The organism is Pseudomonas helvetica (assembly GCF_039908645.1).
GTDB lineage: Bacteria > Pseudomonadota > Gammaproteobacteria > Pseudomonadales > Pseudomonadaceae > Aquipseudomonas > Aquipseudomonas helvetica.
Genome location: NZ_CP150917.1, coordinates 5,781,523 through 5,806,024 on the forward strand (window position 1 = coordinate 5,781,523; position 24,502 = coordinate 5,806,024).

23 protein-coding genes are annotated in these 24,502 nt (G+C 59.6%); 10 read left to right on the plus strand and 13 right to left on the minus strand.

All coding sequences use genetic code 11. From position 1 onward, the window contains the following. Nucleotides 1–21 precede the first annotated feature (21 nt). The 7 genes from pqqF (at nucleotide 22) to AABM55_RS26770 (ending at nucleotide 7,850) form a co-directional block, all read left to right on the plus strand. Nucleotides 22–2,505, plus strand: coding sequence for a pyrroloquinoline quinone biosynthesis protein PqqF (gene pqqF, locus AABM55_RS26740; RefSeq protein WP_347928170.1), 2,484 nt, complete (start codon nucleotides 22–24; stop codon nucleotides 2,503–2,505). 138 nt (nucleotides 2,506–2,643) lie between these two features. After that, a complete protein-coding gene (gene pqqA / locus AABM55_RS26745; protein ID WP_003194766.1) occupies nucleotides 2,644–2,718 on the plus strand; it encodes a pyrroloquinoline quinone precursor peptide PqqA in 75 nt (24 codons plus the stop codon). Between the two features lie 85 nt (nucleotides 2,719–2,803). Beyond that, entirely contained in the window at nucleotides 2,804–3,715 is a 912-nt protein-coding gene (pqqB, locus tag AABM55_RS26750; RefSeq protein ID WP_347928171.1) for a pyrroloquinoline quinone biosynthesis protein PqqB, read from the plus strand. A gap of 165 nt (nucleotides 3,716–3,880) precedes the next feature. After that, nucleotides 3,881–4,633: a pyrroloquinoline-quinone synthase PqqC gene (pqqC, locus tag AABM55_RS26755; RefSeq protein ID WP_054594331.1), complete on the plus strand. Its 753-nt coding sequence runs from the start codon at nucleotides 3,881–3,883 to the stop codon at nucleotides 4,631–4,633. Next, on the plus strand, nucleotides 4,630–4,905 hold the full coding sequence (pqqD, locus tag AABM55_RS26760; RefSeq protein WP_054594332.1) for a pyrroloquinoline quinone biosynthesis peptide chaperone PqqD: 276 nt from the start codon (nucleotides 4,630–4,632) through the stop codon (nucleotides 4,903–4,905). Before pqqC ends, pqqD begins: the two co-directional genes overlap by 4 nt. 10 nt (nucleotides 4,906–4,915) lie before the next feature. Continuing rightward, a complete protein-coding gene (gene pqqE / locus AABM55_RS26765; RefSeq protein ID WP_347930087.1) occupies nucleotides 4,916–6,052 on the plus strand; it encodes a pyrroloquinoline quinone biosynthesis protein PqqE in 1,137 nt (378 codons plus the stop codon). Next, nucleotides 6,018–7,850 carry a S9 family peptidase gene (locus AABM55_RS26770; RefSeq protein WP_347928172.1) on the plus strand — a complete coding sequence of 611 codons (1,833 nt, stop codon included), beginning with the start codon at nucleotides 6,018–6,020 and terminating at the stop codon, nucleotides 7,848–7,850. Before pqqE ends, AABM55_RS26770 begins: the two co-directional genes overlap by 35 nt. 80 nt (nucleotides 7,851–7,930) lie before the next feature. Here AABM55_RS26770 and AABM55_RS26775 read toward each other — a convergent pair whose 3' ends face one another. From AABM55_RS26775 to AABM55_RS26790, 4 genes are all read right to left on the minus strand, one after another. Continuing rightward, nucleotides 7,931–8,251, minus strand: coding sequence for a DNA-binding transcriptional regulator (locus tag AABM55_RS26775; protein ID WP_103315897.1), 321 nt, complete (start codon nucleotides 8,249–8,251; stop codon nucleotides 7,931–7,933). Then, complete coding sequence (locus AABM55_RS26780) at nucleotides 8,244–8,600, minus strand: type II toxin-antitoxin system RelE/ParE family toxin (RefSeq protein ID WP_054594336.1); 357 nt, start codon at nucleotides 8,598–8,600, stop codon at nucleotides 8,244–8,246. The genes AABM55_RS26775 and AABM55_RS26780 overlap by 8 nt, the downstream gene beginning before the upstream one ends. Before the next feature lie 254 nt (nucleotides 8,601–8,854). Continuing rightward, nucleotides 8,855–10,132: an aminotransferase class III-fold pyridoxal phosphate-dependent enzyme gene (locus tag AABM55_RS26785; protein WP_347928173.1), complete on the minus strand. Its 1,278-nt coding sequence runs from the start codon at nucleotides 10,130–10,132 to the stop codon at nucleotides 8,855–8,857. Continuing rightward, complete coding sequence (locus AABM55_RS26790) at nucleotides 10,129–10,827, minus strand: MOSC domain-containing protein (protein ID WP_054594338.1); 699 nt, start codon at nucleotides 10,825–10,827, stop codon at nucleotides 10,129–10,131. Before AABM55_RS26790 ends, AABM55_RS26785 begins: the two co-directional genes overlap by 4 nt. A 101-nt stretch (nucleotides 10,828–10,928) precedes the next feature. Here AABM55_RS26790 and AABM55_RS26795 point away from each other — a divergent pair, with 101 nt between their 5' ends. Continuing rightward, nucleotides 10,929–11,858 carry a LysR family transcriptional regulator gene (locus AABM55_RS26795; RefSeq protein WP_103315894.1) on the plus strand — a complete coding sequence of 310 codons (930 nt, stop codon included), beginning with the start codon at nucleotides 10,929–10,931 and terminating at the stop codon, nucleotides 11,856–11,858. Between the two features lie 236 nt (nucleotides 11,859–12,094). Here the strand turns inward: AABM55_RS26795 and AABM55_RS26800 are convergent, their stop codons facing one another. The 9 genes from AABM55_RS26800 to bioB all read right to left on the minus strand — a co-directional run bounded on the left by AABM55_RS26800 (nucleotide 12,095) and on the right by bioB (nucleotide 22,780). Continuing rightward, entirely contained in the window at nucleotides 12,095–13,873 is a 1,779-nt protein-coding gene (locus tag AABM55_RS26800) for an acyl-CoA dehydrogenase C-terminal domain-containing protein (RefSeq protein WP_347928174.1), read from the minus strand. A 334-nt stretch (nucleotides 13,874–14,207) separates the two neighbouring features. Continuing rightward, entirely contained in the window at nucleotides 14,208–15,497 is a 1,290-nt protein-coding gene (locus AABM55_RS26805) for a GGDEF domain-containing protein (RefSeq protein ID WP_347928175.1), read from the minus strand. Nucleotides 15,498–15,718: 221 nt separating this feature from the next. Beyond that, on the minus strand, nucleotides 15,719–17,524 hold the full coding sequence (locus AABM55_RS26810; protein ID WP_347928176.1) for a phenylacyl-CoA dehydrogenase: 1,806 nt from the start codon (nucleotides 17,522–17,524) through the stop codon (nucleotides 15,719–15,721). Nucleotides 17,525–17,801: 277 nt separating this feature from the next. Continuing rightward, entirely contained in the window at nucleotides 17,802–18,098 is a 297-nt protein-coding gene (locus AABM55_RS26815; RefSeq protein WP_054594343.1) for a hypothetical protein, read from the minus strand. A 107-nt stretch (nucleotides 18,099–18,205) separates the two neighbouring features. Beyond that, nucleotides 18,206–18,886 (minus strand): dethiobiotin synthase, encoded by a 681-nt coding sequence (bioD, locus tag AABM55_RS26820; protein ID WP_103315890.1) that lies wholly within the window; start codon nucleotides 18,884–18,886, stop codon nucleotides 18,206–18,208. Then, entirely contained in the window at nucleotides 18,883–19,695 is an 813-nt protein-coding gene (bioC, locus tag AABM55_RS26825) for a malonyl-ACP O-methyltransferase BioC (RefSeq protein WP_123581219.1), read from the minus strand. The genes bioD and bioC overlap by 4 nt, the downstream gene beginning before the upstream one ends. Beyond that, a complete protein-coding gene (locus AABM55_RS26830; protein WP_347928177.1) occupies nucleotides 19,688–20,419 on the minus strand; it encodes an alpha/beta fold hydrolase in 732 nt (243 codons plus the stop codon). The genes bioC and AABM55_RS26830 overlap by 8 nt, the downstream gene beginning before the upstream one ends. Next, on the minus strand, nucleotides 20,412–21,590 hold the full coding sequence (bioF, locus tag AABM55_RS26835; RefSeq protein ID WP_347928178.1) for an 8-amino-7-oxononanoate synthase: 1,179 nt from the start codon (nucleotides 21,588–21,590) through the stop codon (nucleotides 20,412–20,414). The genes AABM55_RS26830 and bioF overlap by 8 nt, the downstream gene beginning before the upstream one ends. Nucleotides 21,591–21,724: 134 nt before the next feature. After that, complete coding sequence (gene bioB / locus AABM55_RS26840; RefSeq protein WP_054594348.1) at nucleotides 21,725–22,780, minus strand: biotin synthase BioB; 1,056 nt, start codon at nucleotides 22,778–22,780, stop codon at nucleotides 21,725–21,727. 90 nt (nucleotides 22,781–22,870) lie between these two features. Between bioB and AABM55_RS26845 the strand changes: the two genes are divergently transcribed. Further along, nucleotides 22,871–23,611 carry a ComF family protein gene (locus AABM55_RS26845; protein ID WP_054594349.1) on the plus strand — a complete coding sequence of 247 codons (741 nt, stop codon included), beginning with the start codon at nucleotides 22,871–22,873 and terminating at the stop codon, nucleotides 23,609–23,611. Between the two features lie 60 nt (nucleotides 23,612–23,671). Further along, entirely contained in the window at nucleotides 23,672–24,436 is a 765-nt protein-coding gene (locus AABM55_RS26850) for a TOBE domain-containing protein (protein WP_054594350.1), read from the plus strand. The last annotated feature ends 66 nt before the right edge of the window (nucleotides 24,437–24,502 follow it).

Sequence of the window (24,502 nt, forward strand, 5' to 3'; positions counted from 1 at the left end):
TCTTAAGTAGCGGAAGTGCTCATGCCTGCGCCGACCCACCTTCTCCCTCACGTCGAAACCCTGGCCAACGGCCTGCGGGTTTCGCTTCGTCATGCGCCCGGTTTGAAACGCTGCGCCGCGGCTTTACGGGTTGCTGCTGGCAGTCACGATGCGCCGCTGGCCTGGCCTGGGCTGGCGCACTTTCTTGAACACCTGTTCTTTCTCGGCACCGAACGCTTTCCTGCTGACGATGGGTTGATGGCCTACGTGCAACGTCACGGCGGGCAACTGAACGCCAGCACCCGCGAGCGCACCACCGACTTCTTCTTCGAACTGCCGCCTCAGGACTTCGCCGGAGGGCTTGAGCGTTTGTGCGACATGCTCGCCCACCCGCGCCTGAATCCGGATGATCAGTTGCGTGAACGGGAAGTACTGGAAGCTGAATTCATTGCCTGGTCTCAAGATGCTGAAGCGCAACGACAGGTCGCATTGTTCAGCGGGCTTTCGCCAGATCATCCATTGCGCGGTTTCCATGCCGGCAATCGCGACAGCCTGGCGGTACAGCAGCCTGAGTTTCAACAGGCCTTAAGCGCGTTCTATCAGCGTTTCTACCAAACCGGTCAAATAACGCTGAGCCTTGCCGGTCCGCAGTCTGTGGATGAGTTGCATAGCCTGGCCGAGCGTTTGAGCGGCGACTTCGCCGTCGGTAAACAGCAACCGCAAAGCGCCCCGCCCACGTTGATGGCAACCGCAAACAACAATTATCAACAGGCTGACGAACGCCGACTCAACCTGCTGTTTGCATTCGAAGCCTTGCCGAACGCATCCCGTGAAGCGCTGGATTTTCTCTGCACCTGGCTGAACACGTCGAAACCGGGAGGCGTCTTCGCCGAGTTACGCCATCGCCAATTGATCGACAACCTGAAGGCGGCGCCGCTGTACCAATTCGCCGGACAAGCACTGCTGCAGGTTGAGTTCAACCTGACGGCCAGTGCCGCAACGCAGGCCGGGATAATCCGTGAGCTGCTGGGTGATTGGCTGAGCTTCTTCGCCGACGCTGCCGACTGGTCGAAGTTGCGCGAAGAATATGCCCTGCTGCAACAGCAAAAGCGTCAAACCAGCAACGCCTTGGCACTTGCCCGACTGGACAGTGAGAAGCTTGAACCAGAACTGTCGGATTCGGGTGCCATTGCGCTTAAAGCCATAGTTCAGCAGATGAGCCCGACACCTGTGGATAACCTGGATGTCGTCTGGCAACTGCCACCCGCCAATCCGTTCCTGCGTTCGGCCGAAGTGCCAGCACCAGCCGGTTTGATCCGTGGACAAACCAGCGCCCATCGCGGCTTGCGCACGTTTGCCCAGGATCGCACGCGCGGTCGCCGTGAGCGCTCGCCGATGCAGTTCAACCAAGGTCTCGCAGACGATAATGGCGAAGCGGCGATTTGCCTGCGTTGGCGCCTCGACTCCGCACCGCCAGCCAATCTTCAACCGACACTGGCCCGCAGCCTGCAAGGCCTGCGCGATGACGCCAGTCAGGCGGGCGTCGAGCTGTCCTTCAGCGAAACGGGCAATCAATGGTTGCTGAAAATCAGCGGACGACATGAGCCGATGCCGGCGATTCTCGAACAGGCGCTGCTGTGTCTGATGAATCCCGCCGCCGATGCCTGGCTCAGTACCGAGTCGTCAGCACCGCTGATCGCGATCCGGCAATTGCTTAAGGTGTTGCCAGCACATTGCCTGGGACAGGATTCGCAGTCGACATCGCAGCCTGCCGGCGCTGATGTCCTACAGCAGATCTGGGCCACTGCACGCTGGGATGGATTGGCCGCAGGTCTGCCGGCGACTGTTCAAACAGCGATCACCCGCGCCTTGAGCCGCGTACCTGGCATTCCTGACAGTGAGATGACCGCGCCCGCCTCCATTGCCGGCCAACACCTCTGGAGCGAAGTGCCCAGTGACGCCAACGAAAATGCGCTATTGCTGTTTTGCCCGACGCCCACTCAGGATCTGGCCGACGAAGCCGCGTGGCGCCTGCTCGCGCAACTCTGCCAAACGCCGTTCTATCAGCGCCTGCGGGTCGAACTGCAATTGGGTTACGCAGTGTTCAGTGGTGTCCGTCAGATCAATGGACAGACCGGGCTGCTGTTTGGCGTGCAATCGCCTAACGCATCGGCGAAAGAGATCCTCGAACACATCGAAGCCTTCCTGAAGCAACTGCCTGAACTCATCTCGACGCTCGATGATGCGTCCTTGATCAATCAGCGCCAGACCTTGGCCGAGCAGCTCGACGGCAATCTCATCCCGTTTGCCCAAGCCTTTGAACTACTGTGGCAGGGCAAACTGGGCGGCCATTCATCGGATTACCTGTCTGAGCTGCAACAGGCCGTGTTGCTACTGAATCGCACAGCTTTGCTCGATGCAGCAAAGCGCCTGATTCACGCAGCAGGTGGCCGCAGATGCCTGGCCACCAATGCCTGCCCGGACGGCACCTGGCAACCGACAGCCCGATCATTACCGGGGCTGTAATGGGCTTTCTTCGAGAGATGTCTCCAATTTGCAGAAACGTTTCAGTAACATAGCCCGGCAAACCTCTGAACATCTCCTGCGGGAGGTGGGCTATAGGTATAGAGTGAATTTTTCTCACGAGCCTGAAGGAACGTTTTTATGACTTGGTCCAAACCTGCTTACACCGACCTGCGTATCGGCTTTGAAGTCACCATGTACTTCGCCAGCCGTTGATACTGCCCTTGGGTAGAACATGCGGTACAACGCCTCGGCCCGTCCGGGGCGTTTTTATTTTCAGCGTTGAAGTGATGGAGCAACCATGTTTGTCCAGATTCTAGGTTCCGCCGCCGGCGGTGGTTTTCCGCAGTGGAACTGCAACTGCGTTAACTGCGCAGGTTTTCGCGACGGTAGCCTGCGGGCCGAAGCGCGTACCCAGTCGTCTATCGCGATTTCCGATGACGGCGTGAACTGGGTCCTGTGCAACGCCTCGCCGGACATTCGCGCGCAGCTCCAGAACTTCGCCCCGATGCAACCCGGCCGCGCCCTGCGTGACACGGGCATCAGCGCAATCATCCTGATGGACAGCCAGATCGACCACACCACCGGCCTGCTGAGCCTGCGCGAAGGCTGCCCGCATCAGGTCTGGTGCACTGACATGGTCCATGAAGACCTCAGCACCGGCTTCCCACTGTTCACCATGCTTACCCACTGGAACGGCGGGTTGAACTGGAACCGCATCGAGCTCGACCAGAGCTTCATTGTCCCGGCCTGCCCGAACCTGCGTTTTACTCCATTGCCACTGCGTAGCGCCGCACCGCCCTACTCGCCACATCGCTTCGACCCACACCCGGGCGACAACATCGGGTTGATCGTCGAAGACCTGCGTACCGGCGGCAAGTTGTTCTATGCGCCAGGGCTGGGCAAGGTCGATGCGCCGTTGCTGGAGATCATGGCGGGCAGCGATTGCCTGCTGGTGGACGGCACGCTGTGGGACGACGATGAAATGCAGCGACGCGGCGTCGGCACCCGCACCGGCCGGGAGATGGGGCATCTGGCACAGAACGGCCCCGGCGGTATGCTCGAAGTGCTGGAACAACTGCCACAGCAGCGCAAAGTGCTTATCCACATCAACAACACCAACCCGATCCTCGATGAGGACTCGGTCGAGCGCGCCGAACTGGTTCGACGCAATGTTGAAGTGGCCTACGATGGCATGAGTATCGAGTTGTAAGAACGGAGACCGCTACGCGGTCTATCGCAGGCAAGCCTTGCTCCTACGAGACCTTTGGCGAGCGCGCAAATGGCGTGCGACGCAATACTGTAGGAGCAAGGCTTGCCCGCGATGAGGCCAGAGCAGACACCACAGAATCCAACGGTTATTCCCCGGAGAACCGAAATGACTGACACACCACTCTCCCCCGCCGAGTTCGAACAGGCGCTTCGGGCGAAGGGCGCCTACTACCACATCCATCACCCGTATCACGTGGCGATGTACGAAGGCCGGGCGACCCGCGAGCAGATCCAGGGCTGGGTCGCCAACCGTTTCTACTATCAGGTGAATATCCCGCTCAAGGACGCTGCGATTCTGGCCAACTGCCCGGACCGTGAAGTCCGTCGCGAGTGGATTCAACGCCTGCTCGACCACGACGGCGCGCCCGGTGAGGACGGTGGTATCGAAGCCTGGTTGCGCCTCGGCCAAGCCGTTGGCCTGGACCCGGACCAACTGCGTTCCCAGGAACTGGTGTTGCCCGGCGTGCGTTTCGCGGTGGATGCCTACGTCAACTTCGCCCGCCGGGCCAATTGGCAGGAAGCCGCCAGCAGCTCGCTGACCGAACTGTTTGCGCCGCAAATCCACCAGTCACGCCTGGACAGCTGGCCGCAGCATTACCCGTGGATCGATCCGGCCGGTTATGAGTATTTCCGCACCCGGCTGGGTCAGGCGCGGCGCGATGTCGAGCACGGTCTGGCAATCACCCTGCAGCACTACACCACCTATAAAGGCCAGCAGCGCATGCTGGAAATTCTCCAGTTCAAACTGGACATCCTTTGGAGCATGCTCGATGCCATGAGCATGGCCTATGAACTGAACCGCCCGCCTTATCACAGCGTGACTGAGCAACGGGTCTGGCATAAAGGGATCGCCTTATGAGTTTCGACCGCAGCAAGACCCCGCGCTGGCGTCCCGGCTACCGCTTCCAGTACGAACCGGCGCAAAAAGGCCACGTGCTGCTGTACCCGGAAGGCATGATCAAACTCAACGAAAGCGCCGCGCTGATTGGTGGCCTGATCGACGGTAAACGTGACGTCGCGGCGATCATTGCCGAACTGGACGCCCAGTTCCCCGGCGTCCCCGAACTCGGTGACGACATCGAGCAATTCATGGAGGTCGCCCGTGCAGAGCACTGGATCGAGCTTGCCTGAATCAGCGGCGCTGCCATTGCCGCCCAAACCCGAGATCGGCCTGCCGCTATGGCTGCTCGCCGAGCTGACCTACCGCTGCCCGCTGCAATGCCCCTACTGCTCGAACCCGCTGGACTTCGCCGAGCAAGGCAAAGAGCTCAGCACCGAGCAGTGGCTCAAGGTGTTTCGCGAGGCACGGGAAATGGGCGCGGCGCAGTTGGGCTTCTCTGGCGGCGAACCCTTGGTGCGTCAGGACCTCGCCGAGCTGATCGCCGAGGCTCGAAAACTGGGCTTCTACACCAACCTGATCACCTCGGGGATTGGCCTCACCGAGCAGAAAATCAGCGACTTCAAGAAGGCCGGTCTCGATCACATCCAGATCAGTTTCCAGGCCAGCGATGAACAGGTGAATAACTTGTTGGCCGGTTCAAAAAAAGCTTTCGCGCAGAAACTCGAAATGGCCCGCGCAGTAAAAGCCCACGGCTATCCGATGGTGCTGAACTTCGTCACCCATCGGCACAACATCGACAAGATCGACCGCATCATCGAGCTGTGCATCGCCCTGGAAGCCGATTTCGTCGAGCTCGCCACCTGCCAGTTCTACGGCTGGGCCCAGCTCAACCGCGTCGGTTTGCTGCCGACCAGGGAACAGCTGGTGCGCGCCGAGCGCATCACCAATGAATACCGGGCCAAACTCGAAGCCGAAGGTCACCCGTGCAAGCTGATCTTTGTCACCCCGGACTACTACGAGGAACGCCCCAAGGCCTGCATGAATGGCTGGGGCAGCATTTTCCTGACCGTGACCCCAGACGGCACCGCCCTGCCGTGCCACGGCGCACGGCAGATGCCGGTGCAATTCCCGAACGTGCGCGATCACAGCATGCAGCACATCTGGTACGACTCGTTCGGCTTCAACCGCTTTCGCGGTTACGACTGGATGCCCGAGCCGTGCCGCTCCTGCGACGAGAAAGAAAAGGACTTCGGCGGCTGCCGTTGCCAGGCCTTCATGCTCACGGGTGACGCGAGCAACGCCGACCCGGTGTGCAGCAAGTCAGAACATCACGGCGTGATCCTCAAGGCCCGCGAAGAAGCCGAGCACGCCACCCAGACCATCGAGCAACTGGAATTTCGCAATGAACGGAACTCACGCCTCATCGTTAAAAGCTGAACCCTTGAGCGCCCTCAAAGCCGTAGCGGCCGGCGTCGATTTCACTGACTTGTGTGTCGGCGCTCAGGGTTTGTTCTGGAATGAGTACCGCCCCGAAGATGGTGCCTGCCGAATCTGGCATTGGCGCGACAACACCGCCCATTGCCTGACCCCGCCGGGGTTCAGCGCGCGCAGTCGAGTCTATGAATACGGTGGCGGGTCGTTTTGCTTGAGCGATGATGGCGTGGTCTTCGTCAACGAGACGGATCAGCAGTTGTATCGGCAATCGTTGGCCGGTGAAATACCACAGGCGTTGACCGTGGGTGAATACCGTTACGGCGATCTGCAATTTGCCGGCGGGCAGGTACTCGCCGTCGAAGAGCAAGGCAATCAGCATCGCCTGGTGGCCATAGATCCGGCAGACGGCAAACGTCAGCTGTTGGCCGAAGGCTCAGACTTCTACTCGGCTCCAACCTTGAGTCCGGATGCCGGGCGGTTGGCCTGGATCGAATGGAGCCGGCCGCATCAACCCTGGACCGCGACCCGCTTGATGGTCGCCGAGCGCGATGCCAACGGCGCTTTCGGCCGGCCGCGCTGCGTAGCGGGTGACGCGTCTGAAGAGTCCTTGCAACAGCCTCGCTTCGATGATGCCGGCCGCCTGTATTGCCTGACCGATCGCGCCGGATTCTGGCAGCCGTGGGGCGAAACCGGATCAGGCTTGCAGCCGCTGCCCAGCAGCGACGCGGATCATGCTCCGGCGCCGTGGCAGCTTGGCGGTTGCACTTGGTTGCCGCTTGACGAAAAGAACTACCTGGCGAACTGGACCGTGGAGGGTTTCGGACGCCTTGGGCTGCGCTCTGGTGATTCCGTTGAGGATTTCACTGGCGATTACAGTCGCTTCCGAAATCTGGCGCTGGACCAGGAATCTGTCTACTGCATCGCGGCTTCGCCGGTCAGCCCTTCCGCGGTGATTGCCATCAACCGTAAAAGCCATCAAGTCCGGGTGTTGGCGGGCGGAGTGGCACCGCTGCCCGCCAAGCACATCAGCCAGCCGCAAACACTGCGCTACCCCAGCGGTGCCGGCGAGGCCCATGGTTTCTTTTATCCGGCCATGACCGATGTCGCCAAACCTCCGTTGCTGGTGTTTATTCATGGCGGGCCGACATCGGCGTGCTACCCGATGCTCGATCCGCGAATCCAGTACTGGACACAACGCGGCTTCGCGGTCGCCGACCTTAACTATCGCGGCAGTAGCGGTTACGGTCGCGCCTATCGGCAGGCGCTGCACCTGAGCTGGGGCGACGTGGATGTCGAAGACGCCTGCGCCGTGGTCGCCTACCTCGCCGGGCAAGGTTTGATCGACGACAATTACGCGTTCATTCGTGGTGGCAGTGCCGGCGGTTACACCACGCTCTGCGCGCTGGCATTTCGGGACGTCTTCAGCGCGGGCGCCAGTTTGTACGGCGTCAGCGACCCGGCGGCCCTGAGCCGCACCACCCATAAATTCGAAGGTGATTATCTGGACTGGCTGATCGGCGATCCGCAGCAGGATGCCGAGCGCTACGCCACCCGCACACCGCTGCTGCACGCGAGTGAAATCCGCGTGCCAGTGATCTTCTTCCAAGGCGAACTCGACGCTGTGGTGGTACCGCAACAGACCCGCGATATGGTCACGGCCCTGCAGGCCAAGGGCATTCCCGCCCAGGCCCATTACTACCCGGACGAACGCCACGGCTTTCGCAAGGCCAGCAATCAGGCCCATGTGCTGGAGCAGGAATGGCTGTTTTATCGCGAGGTGATGGAGCAGAAGAACGCCTGACCGCTGGCGGGGGACAGAGTGTCTTGAAAAGATCGCAGCCACCGGGCTGCGATCCGGGCTTGCAGCACTTGCCGTTCAACTCAGGCCAGTATTTCCAGCCCATGCTTCTGCACGATGCTCAGCAGCTTCAATGCCATCCCGCTGGGGTGCTTGTCACCCGCTTCCCACTGTTTGACCGTAGAAGCACTGGTATTCAAATAGCGGGCGAACACCGGTTGGCTGACATTGTTACGCTCGCGCAGTTGCTTGATCTGTTCGGCGGGAATCGCCTCTGGCACCTGTGCCAGGCATGTCTCATCGAACTGGCGCATGGTGGTCTTGCTGATAGCGCCGATCGACAATAATGCAGTGGCCGAGTCGTGAACCGACTCAAGGGCTTCACTCTTGAACTTCTTACTCATGATGTACCTCCACAAACTCCCTCATATCCAGCAGTTGCTGGACCTGTGTGTCACTCAACCTCTCGTAGGCTTTGGCCAACTCTCGAAAGGCAGCCAACTCCGTTTGGCTGATGTTGCTCTGGTCTTTCTTGGCAAACAGAAACTGGTAAACCCAGTACCGTCCCCCCTTGGCCAGAACAATCGAACGGTGACGGTTTTCGCTCAAGCGCTTTTTCCAGACGCCACCTCCCAAACTGTCTGCCTGCCCTTTAAGCAACTCGCGGAACGCTGACCTGAGCTCGTCATCGCCGATCCAGGCTTTGCCTGCCTGGACGGTAAAACGCCTTGTTTTGAACAGCCTGATCGTCATGGACATCCCTTCCCATTACCATACCACTCAGTGGTATACACTTACAAACCAAGCCATCCGCAGAATCAATGCGTGATGGCATCGGCAGTCCTCGCCGACTCCGCCAAAAAGCCATTGTTCTGGCAATCACTCAAGCACTGAGTAGGGTTTGGAAAATCGCTGAGACAAAAAAACGCCCCATGCCAAAAAAATCAGACATGGGGCGACGCGTTATACCGCAAGACGGTTAGGGAATTAGAGAAGGGCCGGTCTGTTCAGACCGCGATGCCTTTGCGACATTGAAGTTGGGCCGTGCGCACCCGGGAAAAGGCTCGGGCCAGGCGCAGGAGCATTTCGTCGATATTGGTCTTGCTGACTGTCAGCGCCGGCGTAAACCGCAGGCAATCGGGTTTCGGGGCGCTCAACAGCAAACCTTCGTACAACGCCGCGCTCACCACGGCGTCAGCCGAATCGTCACTCAGTGTCAGCCCCCAGAGCAGCCCCTGGCCACGCAGTTCACCGTGCCCGTAACGGTTGGCCAATCGGCTCAAGCCTTCGCGCAAGTGTTGAGCGCTATCGCGAACCTGTTCGAGGAAGCCGTGATCCAGCACGCTGTCCAGAACTGCCTGCGCCGCCGAGGCCATCAACGCGTTGCCGTGATGGGTGCCATCCAGCTCGCCCGACTCGAGGCAGCAGGCTTTGCCGCGCGCCAGAAGCGCCGCCACTGGCACCCCGCCGCCCAGCCCTTTGCCCAGCACAACAATGTCGGCGCGCACGCCATAAAACTGTTCGGCGAGCAGACTGCCGCAACGGCCAATCCCGGTTTGCACTTCGTCGAGAATCAGCAAAATCCCCAACTCACGGCATAGGCGCTCGACACCTTTGAGGTAATGCCCGGTCGCCGGAACCACCCCGGCGGCGCTTTGGATCGGCTCAAGCAGGATAGCTACGGTTTGCGCATCTACCGCCGCATGTAACGCAGGCAAATCATTGAACGGAACGTGGCTGAAACCCGGAAGTTGTGGCTCAAAGCGATTGTTCTGACAATCCGACGCGGACATCGCCGCAAAGCCGTGGCCATGGCAGCTACCGCTGGCGGTGATGATTCGCGATGCACCGCCACGATGCAGTTGCCCCCATTTGCGCGCCAGCTTGATCGCCGCCTCGCAAGCTTCACTGCCACTGTTGAGCAGATAAACCTTGTCGCTGCCGGTACTGGCGCACAACCGTTCGGCCAGATTGAGTTGGCCACGGTTAAGCAGACCCGAACCCGGATTGATCAGCGTTTGCGCTTGAGCGGAGATGGCTTTGATCAGCACCGATGGGCTATGGCCGAGGCTGTTGGCCGCGCCACCTTGGGTGAAATCCAGATACGCGCGGTCGTCACTGTCCCAAAGCCAGGAACCCTGACCGCGAACGAAAACTTGCTGGGGTCGCTTGACACTGGGCATCAGGCACTCGCTGGAAAGGTTGTCGTGCCTGGAAGGCCGAAAATGCTCCACCACCAGATCATCCAGGCTCGGCTGTTGGCGACGCAGGCTGAACAGGTTCATGCGCGCATTCCCTCAAGCGGCGAACCCAGCAGACGCGAAGACCAATCCTCGACGCGCCCGGTGCGTAAACGTTTGAGTGCAATATCACGCCAGCGCGAAGACAGCGCCGGGCAGTCGACGAGCTTTTTCAAACCGGCATGCTCAAGCGGCTCTCGATAAAAACAGCGCAACGCCCAGGCCACAGTCAGGCCGGGGTAACTGCGCTGGATCAGCTCGAACGGCTGATCGGCGCTGACAAAACCAGGCTTGAGAACGCGGTAGAACCAGCCGCAGCGCCCTGTATCCTGCGCCAGTTGCGGCAAGATCGGCACACCCAAGCGGTGGCTCAACCGATAACACGGTGAGCGCGGTTGGCTGACCTGTAACAACGCACCGCCCCAGCGAAACATATCGCCCAGGCACACCTGCTCTTCGGTCAGGCCGCGGGTTGAAAGGTTTTCACCGAAGGCCGGAGCGTTCCAGTCGATCTGTGGATAACGTTTGCGCCAGTAAGCGTAGTGTTCGGACGGGTAATGATGCAGGGCGCGTTCGGGGCCAGTATGAAAACGCGGATCGCCGTGTTCATCGCTGCCCAGGCCTTGCGGCCATAACCAGAGTCGATTGGCAATCCGCTGTTTGTCGGTATCGCAGATCAAACCCTGTCCGAGATTTTTTGCCTTGCCTATGTAAACACCATCAACGTAAACGGTATTCATCGCGCTTTCTGGCCCTGTAAGCCTTGTGAATGCGGTTAGACTAGGCTTCTGTCAGGCGCTGAGCCATTTCGATTTTCCAGCTTTTTTGATAAGAATTACTTATGGATTTTAAGCAACTGCGTTATTTCGTCGCGGTGTATGAAGAAGGCCATGTCGGACGGGCTGCCGAACGCCTGTCGATCTCCCAGCCGGCGCTGTCGCAGCAGATCCGCCAACTGGAGCAAAACCTCGACGTGGGCCTGTTCGAACGCAGCAGTAAACGCCTGCTGCCCACCCTGGCCGCGCATACCTTGTACAACCACGCCCTGCCCTTGCTCGACGGTCTGCAGCGTGCGCGCGAGGCCTTGGGCAACTTCAAGGGCCAGGCGTTGCGCACCTTGGCTATCGGTGTGCTGCAAACCGTTCACACCAGCCTGGTACCCAAAATGCTGGAGCGTGTGCGCAAGGCGCAACCACACCTGGTGGTACAGATCTATGAACTCACGGGGCTGGAAATCGAACGTCGATTGCTCAATGGCTCACTCGATATCGGTATCAGCTATCTGCCGCCGCGCCAACCCGGGCTGCATGGCGTTTTGCTGTATGAAGATGAACTGACCCTGGTCATCCCTGCCGATCATCCGTTGCGTGAATTCAAGAAAGTCTCCATGAGTCAGGCCGCGGAGTTGCCGATGCTGTTGCTGGGGGAAGAGTTTCAGGTTCGGCAGATCTGGCAGGGACAACTGGCCAATCTCGGACGCCGCCCGCAAGTACAGGCGGAACTGAACAACATGGCGGGGATCCTCGACAGTTTGCCCCACACCAGACTGGCCACTGTCCTACCTGGACGCTCGCAGCAGGAACACGGAAACAAGGCGCTCTTGTGGAAACCCTTGAGTGAGCCGCGGGTTCCCCTGAAAGTAGGATTGGTCTGTCGCGACGTTCAACGTCAGCAAGCGACGCTGGAGTTGCTGCGCAACCTGTTGGAAGACGTGATAAACAGCCCGGCCGGGCGGATGACGAGCCCGACGGTACTGGATGTTCAGGGCTGAACGGCAAAAACATAAATCGCAGGCAAAAGAAAACCCCGCCGAAGCGGGGCTTTGCAGACTGTTTCCCTGACATCCATTTCACTCCGCCGTCCTGGCAGAATCCTACGTGTCCGTGTTATTGCTTTGCGCTTCCTGCGCTACGTCCATGTGAAGTAGATTAGCTCTGGATCCAATCCTGGAACAGGGGAAAACAGCAGCACGTCACGTAAGCAAATGCTTACATGACGTTACACTTCTCAGAATTGCGCCGCATCCAACAGAAACAGCGACTCACTACCGGCCTTGACCGAAGCGCTCAGCGAATGAATCCGTGGCAGCAGGCGAGCGAAGTAAAAGCGTGCGGTGCCCAGTTTGCTGGCGTAGAAGTCGTCCTGCGCCTCTTTACCAAAAGCTGCCTTGGCCATCAGTGCCCACATGTAGGCGTAGGACACATAGCCAAACACTTGCAGATACTCGACCGAGGCCGCACCGATTTCGTTCGGGTTATTTTTCACACGGTCCAACAGCCAGGCGGTCAGTTCGTCCAGCGTGTCGACAGCGTCGTTCAACGGCTTGGTGAACTCAGCCAGATCGGCGCTCGCGGTAGCGGTGAAGTGACGGATCTCATCAGCAAACAACTTGTAGTACGCCCCGCCGCTACCGACGATCTTGCGCCCAACCAGGTCAAGCGCCTGAATGCCGTTGGTGCCTTCGTAGATCTGGGTGATCCGCACGTCACGCACCAGTTGTTCCTGGCCCCACTCGCGGATGTAGCCGTGGCCACCAAAGACTTGCTGGCCGTGGATGGTGGTTTCCAGGCCCAGATCCGTGAGAAATGCTTTGGCGACCGGCGTCAGCAAGGCCACCAGGTCTTCGGCGCGTTTGCGGGTGGTCAGGTCTTCGCTGAACTTGGCGGTATCCAGTTGCATGGCCACGTAGGTTGAAAATGCACGACCGCCTTCGTTCGAGGCTTTCATGGTCAGCAGCATACGACGTACGTCCGGGTGAACGATGATCGGGTCGGCGACCTTGTCTTTGTTCTGCGCCCCTGTCGGCGAACGGCTTTGCAGGCGATCGCGAGCGTATTCAACCGCGTTCTGGTAAGAGCGCTCGCCGCTGGCCAGGCCCTGGATACCGACACCCAGACGCTCGTAGTTCATCATGGTGAACATGGCCGCCAGGCCTTTGTTCGGCTCACCCACGAGGTAACCCACGGCTTCGTCGAAGTTCATCACGCAGGTAGCGGATGCCTGGATACCCATTTTGTGTTCGATCGAACCGCAGTTAGCCGGGTTACGCGCGCCGAGACTGCCGTCGGCGTTGACCATGAACTTCGGAACCAGGAACAGCGAAATACCCTTCGGACCCGCAGGGGCATCCGGCAGTTTGGCCAGCACCAGGTGAATGATGTTTTCGGTCAGGTCATGTTCACCGCCGGTGATGAAGATCTTGGTTCCGCTGACCTTGTAGGAACCGTCTGCTTGCGGTTCAGCCTTGGTACGGATAATCCCCAAGTCAGTCCCCGCGTGCGGCTCGGTCAGGCACATGGAGCCTGCCCAGACACCGGCGTACATGTTTGGCAGGTAAGCGGCTTTCAGTTCTTCGCTGGCGTGAGCGTTGATCGACAGGCAAGCCCCGGCAGTCAGCATCGGATACAGACCGAACGACAGGCTGGCGGAGTTGACCATTTCTTCGACCTGAGCCGAAACCGCTTTCGGCATGCCCATGCCACCGTAGGACGGATCACCACCGACGCCGACCCAACCGCCTTCAGCATAAGTCTGATATGCCTGTGGGAAACCTGCTGGCGTGGTGACGGCGCCGTCGCTCCAATGGCAGCCTTCTTCGTCGGCAGCACGGCTCAGCGGTGCGATGCTTTTGCTGGTGACTTTACCGGCTTCCTCAAGGATTGCCTCGACGGTCTCGGCATCGACGGTATCGGCCAGGGCGGGCAGTTCAGCCCACAGTTTGGCAACCTCGAAAACTTCATTGAGGACGAAGCGCATATCGCGCAAGGGCGCTTTGTAGTCAGCCATGGCAAACCTCGTGAGAACTTGAAAAGTGATTCGTAGGATCGGATTTCAGCAAGGTCTTGAGTGTACCCGAACAACTTTTACGATACATAGGGTCAGCTAGTGACCTATTTGTAATTTTTGGTCACTGAAAAAAAGATCGCAGCCTGCGGCAACTCCTACAGGCCCATCTGTAGTGTAGGAGTTGCCGCAAGCTGCGATCTTTCAGAGGCAGCGCTATCGCGCAGGGAGAGGCTTGTACTCGGGCTGGTCGTTTATCCGTCTGCAGATCATTCAAACCTGCTGCTGTGAATCGCTTCGGACAATCACAGCCCATACGCCGAATGCACGTTCACCACTAACCCGCAGCGCCTTCCATACGCACCGCACCACGGCGGCTTTTCCCGAATGCCATCACGCAGTTTCGCCCCGCGCCCTTGGCGCTGTAGAGCGCCTGGTCTGCGGATTTCAGGACTTCTTCCGGGGTCCGCTGCTCCAGTCGCTCGGCGACACCGATGCTAACCGTGACCGAAACGCTTGAGGCGCCAGAGCCCGCACGGCGTTGCCGACCTTGCTGATCGTCTTGCGGACGGCTGTCCTGATTGCGCAGCTGAATGTTGTAGGTGGCAATCGACTCACGGATGACTTCCAGGTGCGGCATGCACTCTTCGAGCGTTTTGGCGGCGAACACCAAGGCAAACTCCTCGCCCCCGTAACGATACGCCCGGCCACCGCCGCCGATCTTCGACAACTTGCTGGCCACCAGCCGCAACACCTGGTCACCGACATCGTGCCCGTGGGTGTCGTTGAATTTCTTGAAGTGGTCGACGTCGCTCATCGCCAACACATAGTTGCGGCCCAGACGCTGCATGCGCTCGTTCAAGGCGCGACGCCCCGGCAGGCCCGTCAGTTCATCACGAAAAGCCATTTGATAGGCTTCGTGGGCGACCGCCGCGGCAATCATCAACATCACCTGGCTGCACATGATGTTCAGGGTGAACGGCAGGATGAAGGTCTTGGGCAACATCCAGAACAGTCCGAGCAAGCCCACCAATTGCGCCGCATGCAGCGGCCGTGGGTTGCGCCAGTATTGATACGCCAACAACACAAAGGACGCGAGGAACACCGGATAGGACAACTGGATCAAACTCATCCAGGCACCATGCAATGCCGGCCAGCGTATTTCCGACAGCCACATCAGCAACGCTTGTGGGTAACTCTGCTCAAGCCCCAATGCAACACTACCGAATGCCAGCAGTACGGCGAAGCGGGCAACCATGTCCTGAAACAGGTGGGTACGTTCCTGCCAGGCAGCAAACAGCCCGTACAGCAAAGGCAGCAGCAAACAGCAGAGATGGAAAACCACCGCCGCGTCGTCACGCACCTTGCCGTAATCACGGTAGTAATCGGTTTGGGTGTCGAGCAGGTAGTAGGCGATGTACACCGTGACCATCAGAAACAGTTCACGTTGACGTCGGTAAACCGCGCAGTACGAACCGCCGAGCAACAGCACCAGGGTTGGCAGCACGTTGAACAGTGAGGTGAAAAAGACGTTGAGATCCTTGACGTAGGCAGCCGCGAGCCCCGCGAGCAACAACAGTAGTGAGGGTAAAAAGTGACTGAGACGTACAGCGGAAGAACGCGGCAAGGGTAGAGCTCCGGCCCGGCAAATCAATGGATGGCATTGTGCCTGCATTCCTGACAATTAAGCACATGCAATGTGACGCCCATCACACCGCACACTCTTTAACGGCAGCAAAAGCGTTCTACTTAGCGTTTTAGTCGGGAATATTTGCAGCCATTTTCAGCGGGCAGAAAAAAGCCGCTGCTCCCGAAGAAGCAGCGGCTGTTTGAAGCGCTCCGCAGGACTTAGTAGCCCAGTGCGAAGTCTTCTTCTTTCATGTCCATCAGGTTGTTAGCGCCCGACAGCATGGTTGCAACGTGAGTGCGGGTACGTGGCAGGATGCGCTGGAAGTAGAAGCGCGCGGTCTGCAGCTTGGCGGTGTAGAACGCCTCTTCGGTGGTGCCGGCAGCCAGTTTCTCGGCAGCCAGGCGCGCCATGTCAGCCCAGAAGTAGGCCAGGCAGGCGTAACCGGAGTACATCAGGTAGTCCACCGACGCAGCGCCGACTTCCTCGCGATCTTTCATCGCGGCCATACCGACCTTCATGGTCAGCTCGCCCCATTCCTTGTTCAGTGCAGCCAACGGCTCGACGAACTCTTTGACCGCTTCGTTGCCTTCGTTGGTCTGGCAGAACTTGTGGACGATCTTGGTGAAGCCTTTCAGAGCCTCGCCTTGAGTCATCAGCACTTTACGGCCCAGCAGGTCGAGCGCCTGGATACCGGTGGTGCCTTCGTACAGCATCGAAATACGGCTGTCGCGAACGTTCTGCTCCATGCCCCACTCGGCGATGAAGCCGTGGCCGCCGTAGATCTGCACACCGTGGTTAGCCGATTCGAAGCCGACTTCAGTCATGAAGGCTTTGGCGATCGGAGTCATGAAGGCCAGCAGTGCGTCGGCTTTCTTCTTCGCCTCGAAATCCACGCCGTACTTGACGATGTCGACCTGCTTGGCCGTGAAGTAAACCATCGCACGGTTGCCTTCGGCGAATGCCTTCATGGTCAACAGCATACGACGTACATCAGGGTGAACGATGATTGGGTCAGCGGCTTTGTCCGGCGCTTTCGGGCCAGTCAGGGAGCGCATTTGCAGACGATCGCGAGCGTATTTCAGACCGCCCTGGAAGCCGATCTCGGCGTGCGCCAGACCTTGCAGAGCCGTACCCAGACGCGCGGTATTCATAAAGGTGAACATGCAGTTCAGGCCTTTGTTCGCCGGGCCGATCAGGAAACCGGTGGCCGCGTCGAAGTTCATCACGCAGGTGGCGTTACCGTGGATGCCCATTTTGTGTTCCAGGGAACCACAGGTCACGGCGTTGCGTGCACCGATGGTGCCGTCTGCGTTCGGCAGGAACTTTGGAACGATGAACAGCGAAATACCTTTGGTACCAGCAGGCGCATCCGGCAGACGAGCCAGAACGATGTGGACAATGTTGTCGGCCATGTCGTGTTCACCGGCCGAGATGAAGATCTTGGTGCCGGAAACTTTGTAGGAACCATCAGCCTGAGGCTCGGCCTTGGTGCGCAGCATGCCGAGGTCAGTGCCGCAGTGCGGTTCGGTCAGGCACATGGTGCCGGTCCATTCGCCGGACACCAGTTTGGTCAGGTAAGCCTCTTGCTGCTCAGGCGTACCGTGCTCGGAAATGGTGTTCATCGCGCCATGAGACAGGCCTGGGTACATGCCCCACGACCAGTTGGCTTCACCGACCATTTCACTCACAGCCAGACCCAGAGACTCCGGCAGGCCTTGGCCACCGTGCTCTACGTCGTGGGCCAGGCTTGGCCAGCCGCCTTCGACGAATTGTTTGTAGGCTTCTTTGAAACCGGTCGGGGTCTTAACGCCGGACTCGCTCCAGGTGCAGCCTTCGGTGTCACCCACGCGGTTCAGCGGAGCCAGCACCTGCTCACAAAACTTGGCGCCTTCCTCGAGAATGGCGTCAACCATGTCCGGGGTAGCGTCCTGGCAAGCCGGAAGGCTCTGATAGTGCGCTTCGTAGCCAAGCAGTTCGTCACGAACGAAGCGAATATCACGCAAGGGGGCCTTGTAGTCAGGCATAGCGATAAACCTCTGCTGATGTAACCGGGAATGAACGACCGCAATGAATTGTTGTGGCGGTCAAACAGTTGTTTGAAACATACGTTTACGCCGAAATCTTGTCAAGCGTCGATCTTTTGCCGTTCGTCATGCCCCAAGTGAATAGCGCGCACGCAAAGGCCCGCAGCTGGTGCGCAAGGCAACAAACCGTGTAGGAAAGATTAGTTGAACGAGAAGGACGTGCCTGACAGAACACCGCGCCAAGGGCGGTGTTCAGGTAAACAGGTTCAGCGAGGGATCAAGCGAAAGTATCGATCAATGTACCGAGCATTTCGTCAGAAGCCTTGGCGACTTTGACGCCCAGCTCTGCCTGGATTTTGCCTTGGGACATATCAACCATATTACTGGCCAGATTCGATTGCTGGCTGCGATCGACCGAGCGCAAGCGGTCGATCTGAGCGTCGGAGGACTGGCTGGAGGCCGAACGATCGACTGTGGTGCCGGCGATCTGGCTGGCCGCCTGATCGACACGGTTCTGCCCAGCCTGAATAGAACTCAGGCCTGCATAAAACGCGGTGCTTCCCGAAATGTCCATGGCACAACTCCATCCTGCAAAGGATAAACAGCGCCCATTGAACCAGAGACACCGACAAAAGGCTCGATAAAAACACTAATGGCACAGTGCCTTGTCATAGGTAAAACCTAGTCCAGCAAATCCAGCTGAAGATGCTCCGCCACCGCTTCTGCCGTGACCAGTTTGAGTTTCGGCACCCGCCCCAGACACGGAGCCGGCAGCCGTTCTGCCAACGTGGCGAGATTCTCTTCCAGCCGCGACGTCTTGGGGTCAATGATATTGGCCACCCAACCCGCCAGTTGCAAACCGTCCTGGGCAATCGCCTCGGCTGTCAGCAACGCGTGATTGATGCAGCCCAGACGCACACCCACCACCAGAATCACCGGCAACCCCAGCGCCATTGCCAGATCCGAGAGATTGTCCTGATCAGCCAACGGCACTCGCCAGCCACCCGCACCTTCGATCAAGGTGAAATCGGCCTGCTTGTCCACTATGTGCCGCATCGGCACCAGCAACGACTGGACCGTCAGTGCGAAACCCGCCTCACGTGCCGCCAGATGCGGTGCAATGGCCGGCTCGAAGGCCACCGGATTGACCTCGGCATAGGTCAGCGGCAACGAACATTGCGCCAACAGCGCCAACGCGTCGGCATTACGCAATCCTTTGGGTGTCACCTCGCAGCCAGAGGCCACGGGTTTCCCGGCCGCCGTACTCAACCCCGCCAACCGCGCGGCGTGTAACAAGCCGGCGGCGATGGTGGTCTTGCCGACGTCGGTATCGGTACCAGTGATGAAATAGGCTGCGCTCATAGTGGCTTCTCCAACACGGCGTAAACCACCTGATAAGTCGCGGGCAGCCCTTGCGCCTGACGAAATTGCTCATAGGCGTCGATCAACCCCATGATCCGCGCCCGCCCTGTCAGCCCGCCCGGCCGACCAGGATTGAGATTATGCGCACCCAAGGCCTTGAGTTCGTGAGTCAGGCTACGCACATCCGGGTAATGCAGTACGTGCGGGCAACTTTGCAGACTGATCACGTTCATGCCGCTGGCCGCACACAGTTGTTGATACGTGCTGAACTCACGGAAGCGATTGACGTGCACCAGGCCATCGACCTGACGCCAACTGTCGCGCAACTCATACAGCGTACCCACGCAAAGACTGGCAAACGCCAACACACCGCCAGGTTTCAGAACCCGATTGGCCTCGCTCAGCACCGCCCTGAAATCGGCGCACCACTGTACCGCCAGGCTGGAAAACACCAGGTCGCAGCTTGCGTCCTGCAACGGCAAGCGCTCGGCATCGCCGGCAATGAAATGTGTCGCACCGCCCAAGGGCCGCGCGTGCTTGAGCATGCCTTGCGCGATATCCAGCGCCAGCCCTTCGCTGGCGTTGAAGCGCTCACCCAGCACACGACTGAAATACCCAGTGCCACAACCCAGATCCAGCCAGCGAGCGGGTGATCGATCTGCCGGCAAACGCCCCAGCAATTCACTGCCGACAGCCCGCTGTAATTCGGCAACACTGTCATAGCTGGCCGCTGCACGGGAAAAGGATGCCGCGACCTGACGCTTGTCAGGCAAGCCTCCGGGCAGGTTGGGAAGGGCTAAATCAGTCATCACCGGACTCATGCAAAAAGGCCTGGATAGCCCCCGCCACACCGTGGGGATCTTCCAGAAGAAACGCGTGACTGGCCTGTTCAATCAGACCAATTTCGACATCGGGGAGTAACACCAGTAGCTCACTGGCGGCTTCGGCAGGAACCAACCCGTCGAGCCCGGCGAACAGATGCAATTGCGGACCTCGAAAAGCCTGCAAGGCTTGCCGATTGTCCAGTTGTGCGAGCACTTCCAACCCGCTCATCAACTGCGCCTGCGGGGTATTCGGCGCACCCGCCAGCAACAGACGCGACAACCCGCGTGGGTCTTCGGCACCTTGGGCGCAGAGCAGGCTGAAGCGCTTGAGGGTCATGCGCGGGTCCGCGCTGCACCCGGCCAGAAACGCATCGAAGGTCTCGCCCGGCATGGCGCTCGACCACTCGGCATGCGCCACAAAAGAGGGGTTACTCGCCAGCGTCAACAAACCGCAGCAACGTTCGCCACGTCTAGCCGCGAGCTCTGAGGCGAGCATCCCGCCGAGCGACCAGCCGCCGAGCCAGGCATCTTTGGGCAAGGTCGAATCCAGTTCGTCTAGCCATTCTTCGAGGTCGCTCGACTCCAGTTCCGGCAGCGGTTCGATCTCGACGCGCAGGTGTTCGTCCAACCCTTGCAAGGCTGCAGCCAAAGGCTCCAGCGGCGAAATGCCGAGTCCCCAACCGGGCAACAGAATCAGACGATCACGCATGGTTCGGCTCCGCTCCCAGTTGCTGAAGACAATCGGCCAGACCTTCTAACAATAGCTGCACCTGCGCTTCGCTGTGCGCCGCTGTCAGGGTCACGCGCAAACGTGCACTGCCGGCTGGCACGGTGGGCGGGCGGATCGCGGTCACCATCAGCCCGCGCTGACGCAGCATCTGCGAAAAAAGCATCGCGCGCCCGGCGTCGCCGATCATGATCGGCTGGATCGGCGTAGCGCTGTCCATCAACTCCAGACCCATCTGCTCGGCGCCTTTTCGGAATTGGCGGATCAGCACGTTCAAGTGCTCGCGTCGCCAATGTTCGCTGCGCAGCAACTCAAGACTTTTCAGGGTCGCGCACGCCAGCGCCGGTGGCTGGCTGGTGGTGTAAATGTACGGTCGGGCGAACTGGATCAGGCTTTCGATCAGGTCATCGCTGCCCGCGACAAACGCGCCTGCGGTGCCGAACGCTTTGCCCAAGGTGCCGACCAAGACCGGCACATCCTCCAGACTCAAACCGAAGTGCTCGACGACTCCACCGCCATTGGCGCCCAAGGGACCAAAGCCGTGGGCATCATCGACCATCAGCCACGCGCCTTTGGCCTTGGTCTCGCGAGCCAGCGCCGGTAGATCGGCGATGTCGCCGTCCATGCTGAACACCCCGTCGGTCACCACCAGCGTATTGCCGGTAGCCTTCTCCAGACGTTTGGCGAGACTGACGTCATCGTTATGTAAATAGCGATTGAAACGTGCGCCCGACAACAACCCGGCATCCAGTAGCGATGCATGATTGAGCCGGTCTTCGAGCACCGTGTCGCCCTGCCCGACCAGCGCCGTGACCGCACCCAGGTTAGCCATGTAGCCGGTGGTAAACAGCAGAGCACGCGGGCGCCCTGTCAGGTCGGCCAAGGCTTCTTCGAGCGCGTGATGCGGGCTGCTATGGCCGATCACCAAGTGCGAAGCACCGCCACCGACACCCCAGCGGGCGGCACCGGCACGCAAGGCTTCAATCACTTGGGGATGATTGGCCAGGCCCAGGTAGTCGTTATTACAGAACGCCAGCAATGGCTGGCCATCGACCACCACTTGCGGACCTTGTGGGGTTTCCAGCAAGGGACGCTGGCGATAGAGATTTTCGGCACGACGGGCAGCGAGACGTGCGGCGAGATCGAAAGACATGCAGGCCTCGCGAGTGGAAATGGGGCATCCCCCGTAGGAGCTAAGCTTGCTCGCGATTCATACGCCTCGGTCTGTCCGAATGACCCGGCGATTCGATCGCGAGCAAGCGTTGCTCCTACAAGAATGGCATAGGGTCAAACAGCAGCGTTGTAGAACTGCTCGCTGCTTTTCTGCTCGACCAGCGCTTGCTCAATGGCCGCCTGATGCACTTCGTCGGCGTGCTCTTCGCGCGCTTCCGGGAGGATGCCGAGGCGCGAGAACAGTTGCATGTCCTTGTCAGCCTGCGGGTTGGCGGTAGTCAGCAGTTTCTCACCGTAGAAAATCGAGTTGGCACCGGCGAAGAACGCCAGGGCCTGCATCTGCTCGTTCATCGCTTCGCGGCCGGCGGATAGGCGCACGTGGGATTTCGGCATCAGGATACGGGCGACGGCGAGCATGCGGATGAAGTCGAACGGGTCGATATCGTCGGCATTTTCCAGCGGCGTACCGGCGACTTTCACCAGCATGTTGATCGGCACCGACTCCGGATGCTCCGGCAGGTTGGCCAGCTGGATCAGCAGGTTGGCGCGGTCGTCGAGGGACTCGCCCATGCCGAGAATACCGCCCGAGCAGATCTTCATCCCCGAATCACGAACATACGCCAGGGTTTGCAGGCGCTCGCTGTAGGTGCGGGTGGTGATGATGCTGCCGTAGAACTCCGGCGAGGTATCAAGGTTGTGGTTGTAGTAATCGAGGCCGGCTTCGGCCAGGGCTACGGTCTGGTCCTGATCGAGACGGCCGAGAGTCATGCAGGTTTCCAGGCCCATGGCCTTCACGCCCTTGACCATTTCCAGCACGTACGGCATGTCTTTGGCCGACGGATGCTTCCAGGCGGCGCCCATGCAGAAACGGGTCGAACCGATGGCCTTGGCGCGAGCAGCCTCTTCGAGGACCTTCTGCACTTCCATCAGCTTTTCTTTTTCCAGACCGGTGTTGTAGTGACCGGACTGCGGACAATATTTGCAATCTTCAGGGCACGCGCCGGTTTTGATCGACAGCAGGGTCGACACCTGGACGCGATTGGCGTCGAAGTGCGCGCGGTGCACCGTCTGCGCCTGGAACAACAGGTCGTTGAATGGCTGAACGAAGAGTGCTTTGACTTCGGCCAAAGACCAGTCATGACGCAGGTTTGCAGTGGTGCTGGCGCTCATGGGCGTTTCCTTGTTTATGCTTGGCAAGCGACTGTGGAACGGAATATCCACAGACGCGACACGGATGTTCGGCATATTTAAGGAAGAGCCATGCGCTGTCAACCACGATACAAAGGGTCGGTTTACATCTGGTCAAAAATTGAACAGATCTGTTTGCTTTGCGATGAACTGTCTGACACGCCTCAACCGATTTGTACTTCCTGTGAAACCGAGTTGCCCTGGCTCGGCGATCATTGCCAGACCTGCGCCCTGCCGTTGCCCGTGGCCGGCCTCACCTGCGGCCAGTGCTTGAAGGACCCGCCGGCCTTTGAGCAGGTGATCGCCCCCTGGACCTACAGCTTCCCGCTCGACAGTTTGATCACCCGTTTCAAGCACGCGGCAAAGTGGCCGTATGGTCGCCTGCTTGCCGAACTTCTTGCTCAATTCCTGCAACATCGCTTCGATGAAGGCCTCAAACGCCCCGACTCATTGGTAGCGGTGCCCTTGGCCCGCAAACGGCTGCGTGAGCGGGGTTATAACCAGGCAGCGATGCTCGCCGGCTGGCTCAGCGACAGCCTGAAGATCGACTGCGACGCAAACCTGCTGCTACGCATCCAGGACACCACTGCGCAACAGGATCTGGACGCCAAGGCGCGCAAACAGAACCTGCTCAGCGCTTTCGCACTGATGCCGGGTGCGCACATCAAGGGCCGCCACCTGGCGCTGGTCGACGACGTGCTGACCACCGGCGCCACCGCGCAAAGCCTGGCACGCTTGCTGATCGGGGCGGGCGCGGCGCGGGTCGACGTTTATTGCCTGGCGCGCACGCCAAAACCCGGGGAGCTGACTTGACTCTCACGCGCCAAGCCGCCAACGTCCCAATCCATCACTACCCTCTCGCAGCCCCTTGCCATGTCCTTGCCTACTTTGTTGTCCCAACACATCGTCCGTCGTCCGCAGCGCATTGCCTTGCTGCAACACATCGCCGAACAAGGCTCGATCACCCGCGCCGCGAAAAGTGCCGGGCTGAGCTACAAAGCCGCGTGGGATGCGATCGATGAGTTGAACAATCTGGCGCAGAAACCGCTGGTGGAACGCAGCGTCGGCGGCAAGGGCGGTGGTGGCGCAAAACTGTCCAGTGAAGGTGAACGGGTGCTGCGACTTTATCAGCGCCTGCAAGCCTTACAGGCACAGGTGCTGGAAGCTGCCGAAGACGCCAGTGACCTCGACTTGCTCGGGCGCCTGATGCTCAGGACCAGCGCGCGCAATCAGCTGCATGGCACCGTTGCAGCCATCGACACTCACGGTCGTAACGATCTGATCAGCCTGGAACTGGCTGAGGGGCTGATCATTCAGGCGCAAATAACCCACGACAGCACCCTGCGCCTGGAACTGGAAACGGGCACTGAGGTGGTGGCGCTGATCAAGGCTGGCTGGCTCGATTTGCTCAGCACAGGACAACTTGCAACACCCGGACACAATTGTCTGAAGGGCACTGTCGAGGAGATTCTCGACGCCGAAGATGGCCCCAGCGAAGTCCGAATCGCCCTGCCCAATGGTCAGACGCTATGCGCGCTGGCCGAGCCGCAGCACCTCAAAACCCTGGGTTTGAGCGCCGAAAAAGCCGTTCAGGTGCAGTTCTCGCCCTCCAACGTTTTGCTCGGAACACCGCTCTAAATCAGGCCTGCCGCGCTTTCTGTAGCAGCTGCCGAAGGCTGCGTTCGGCTGCGAAGCAGTCGCAAT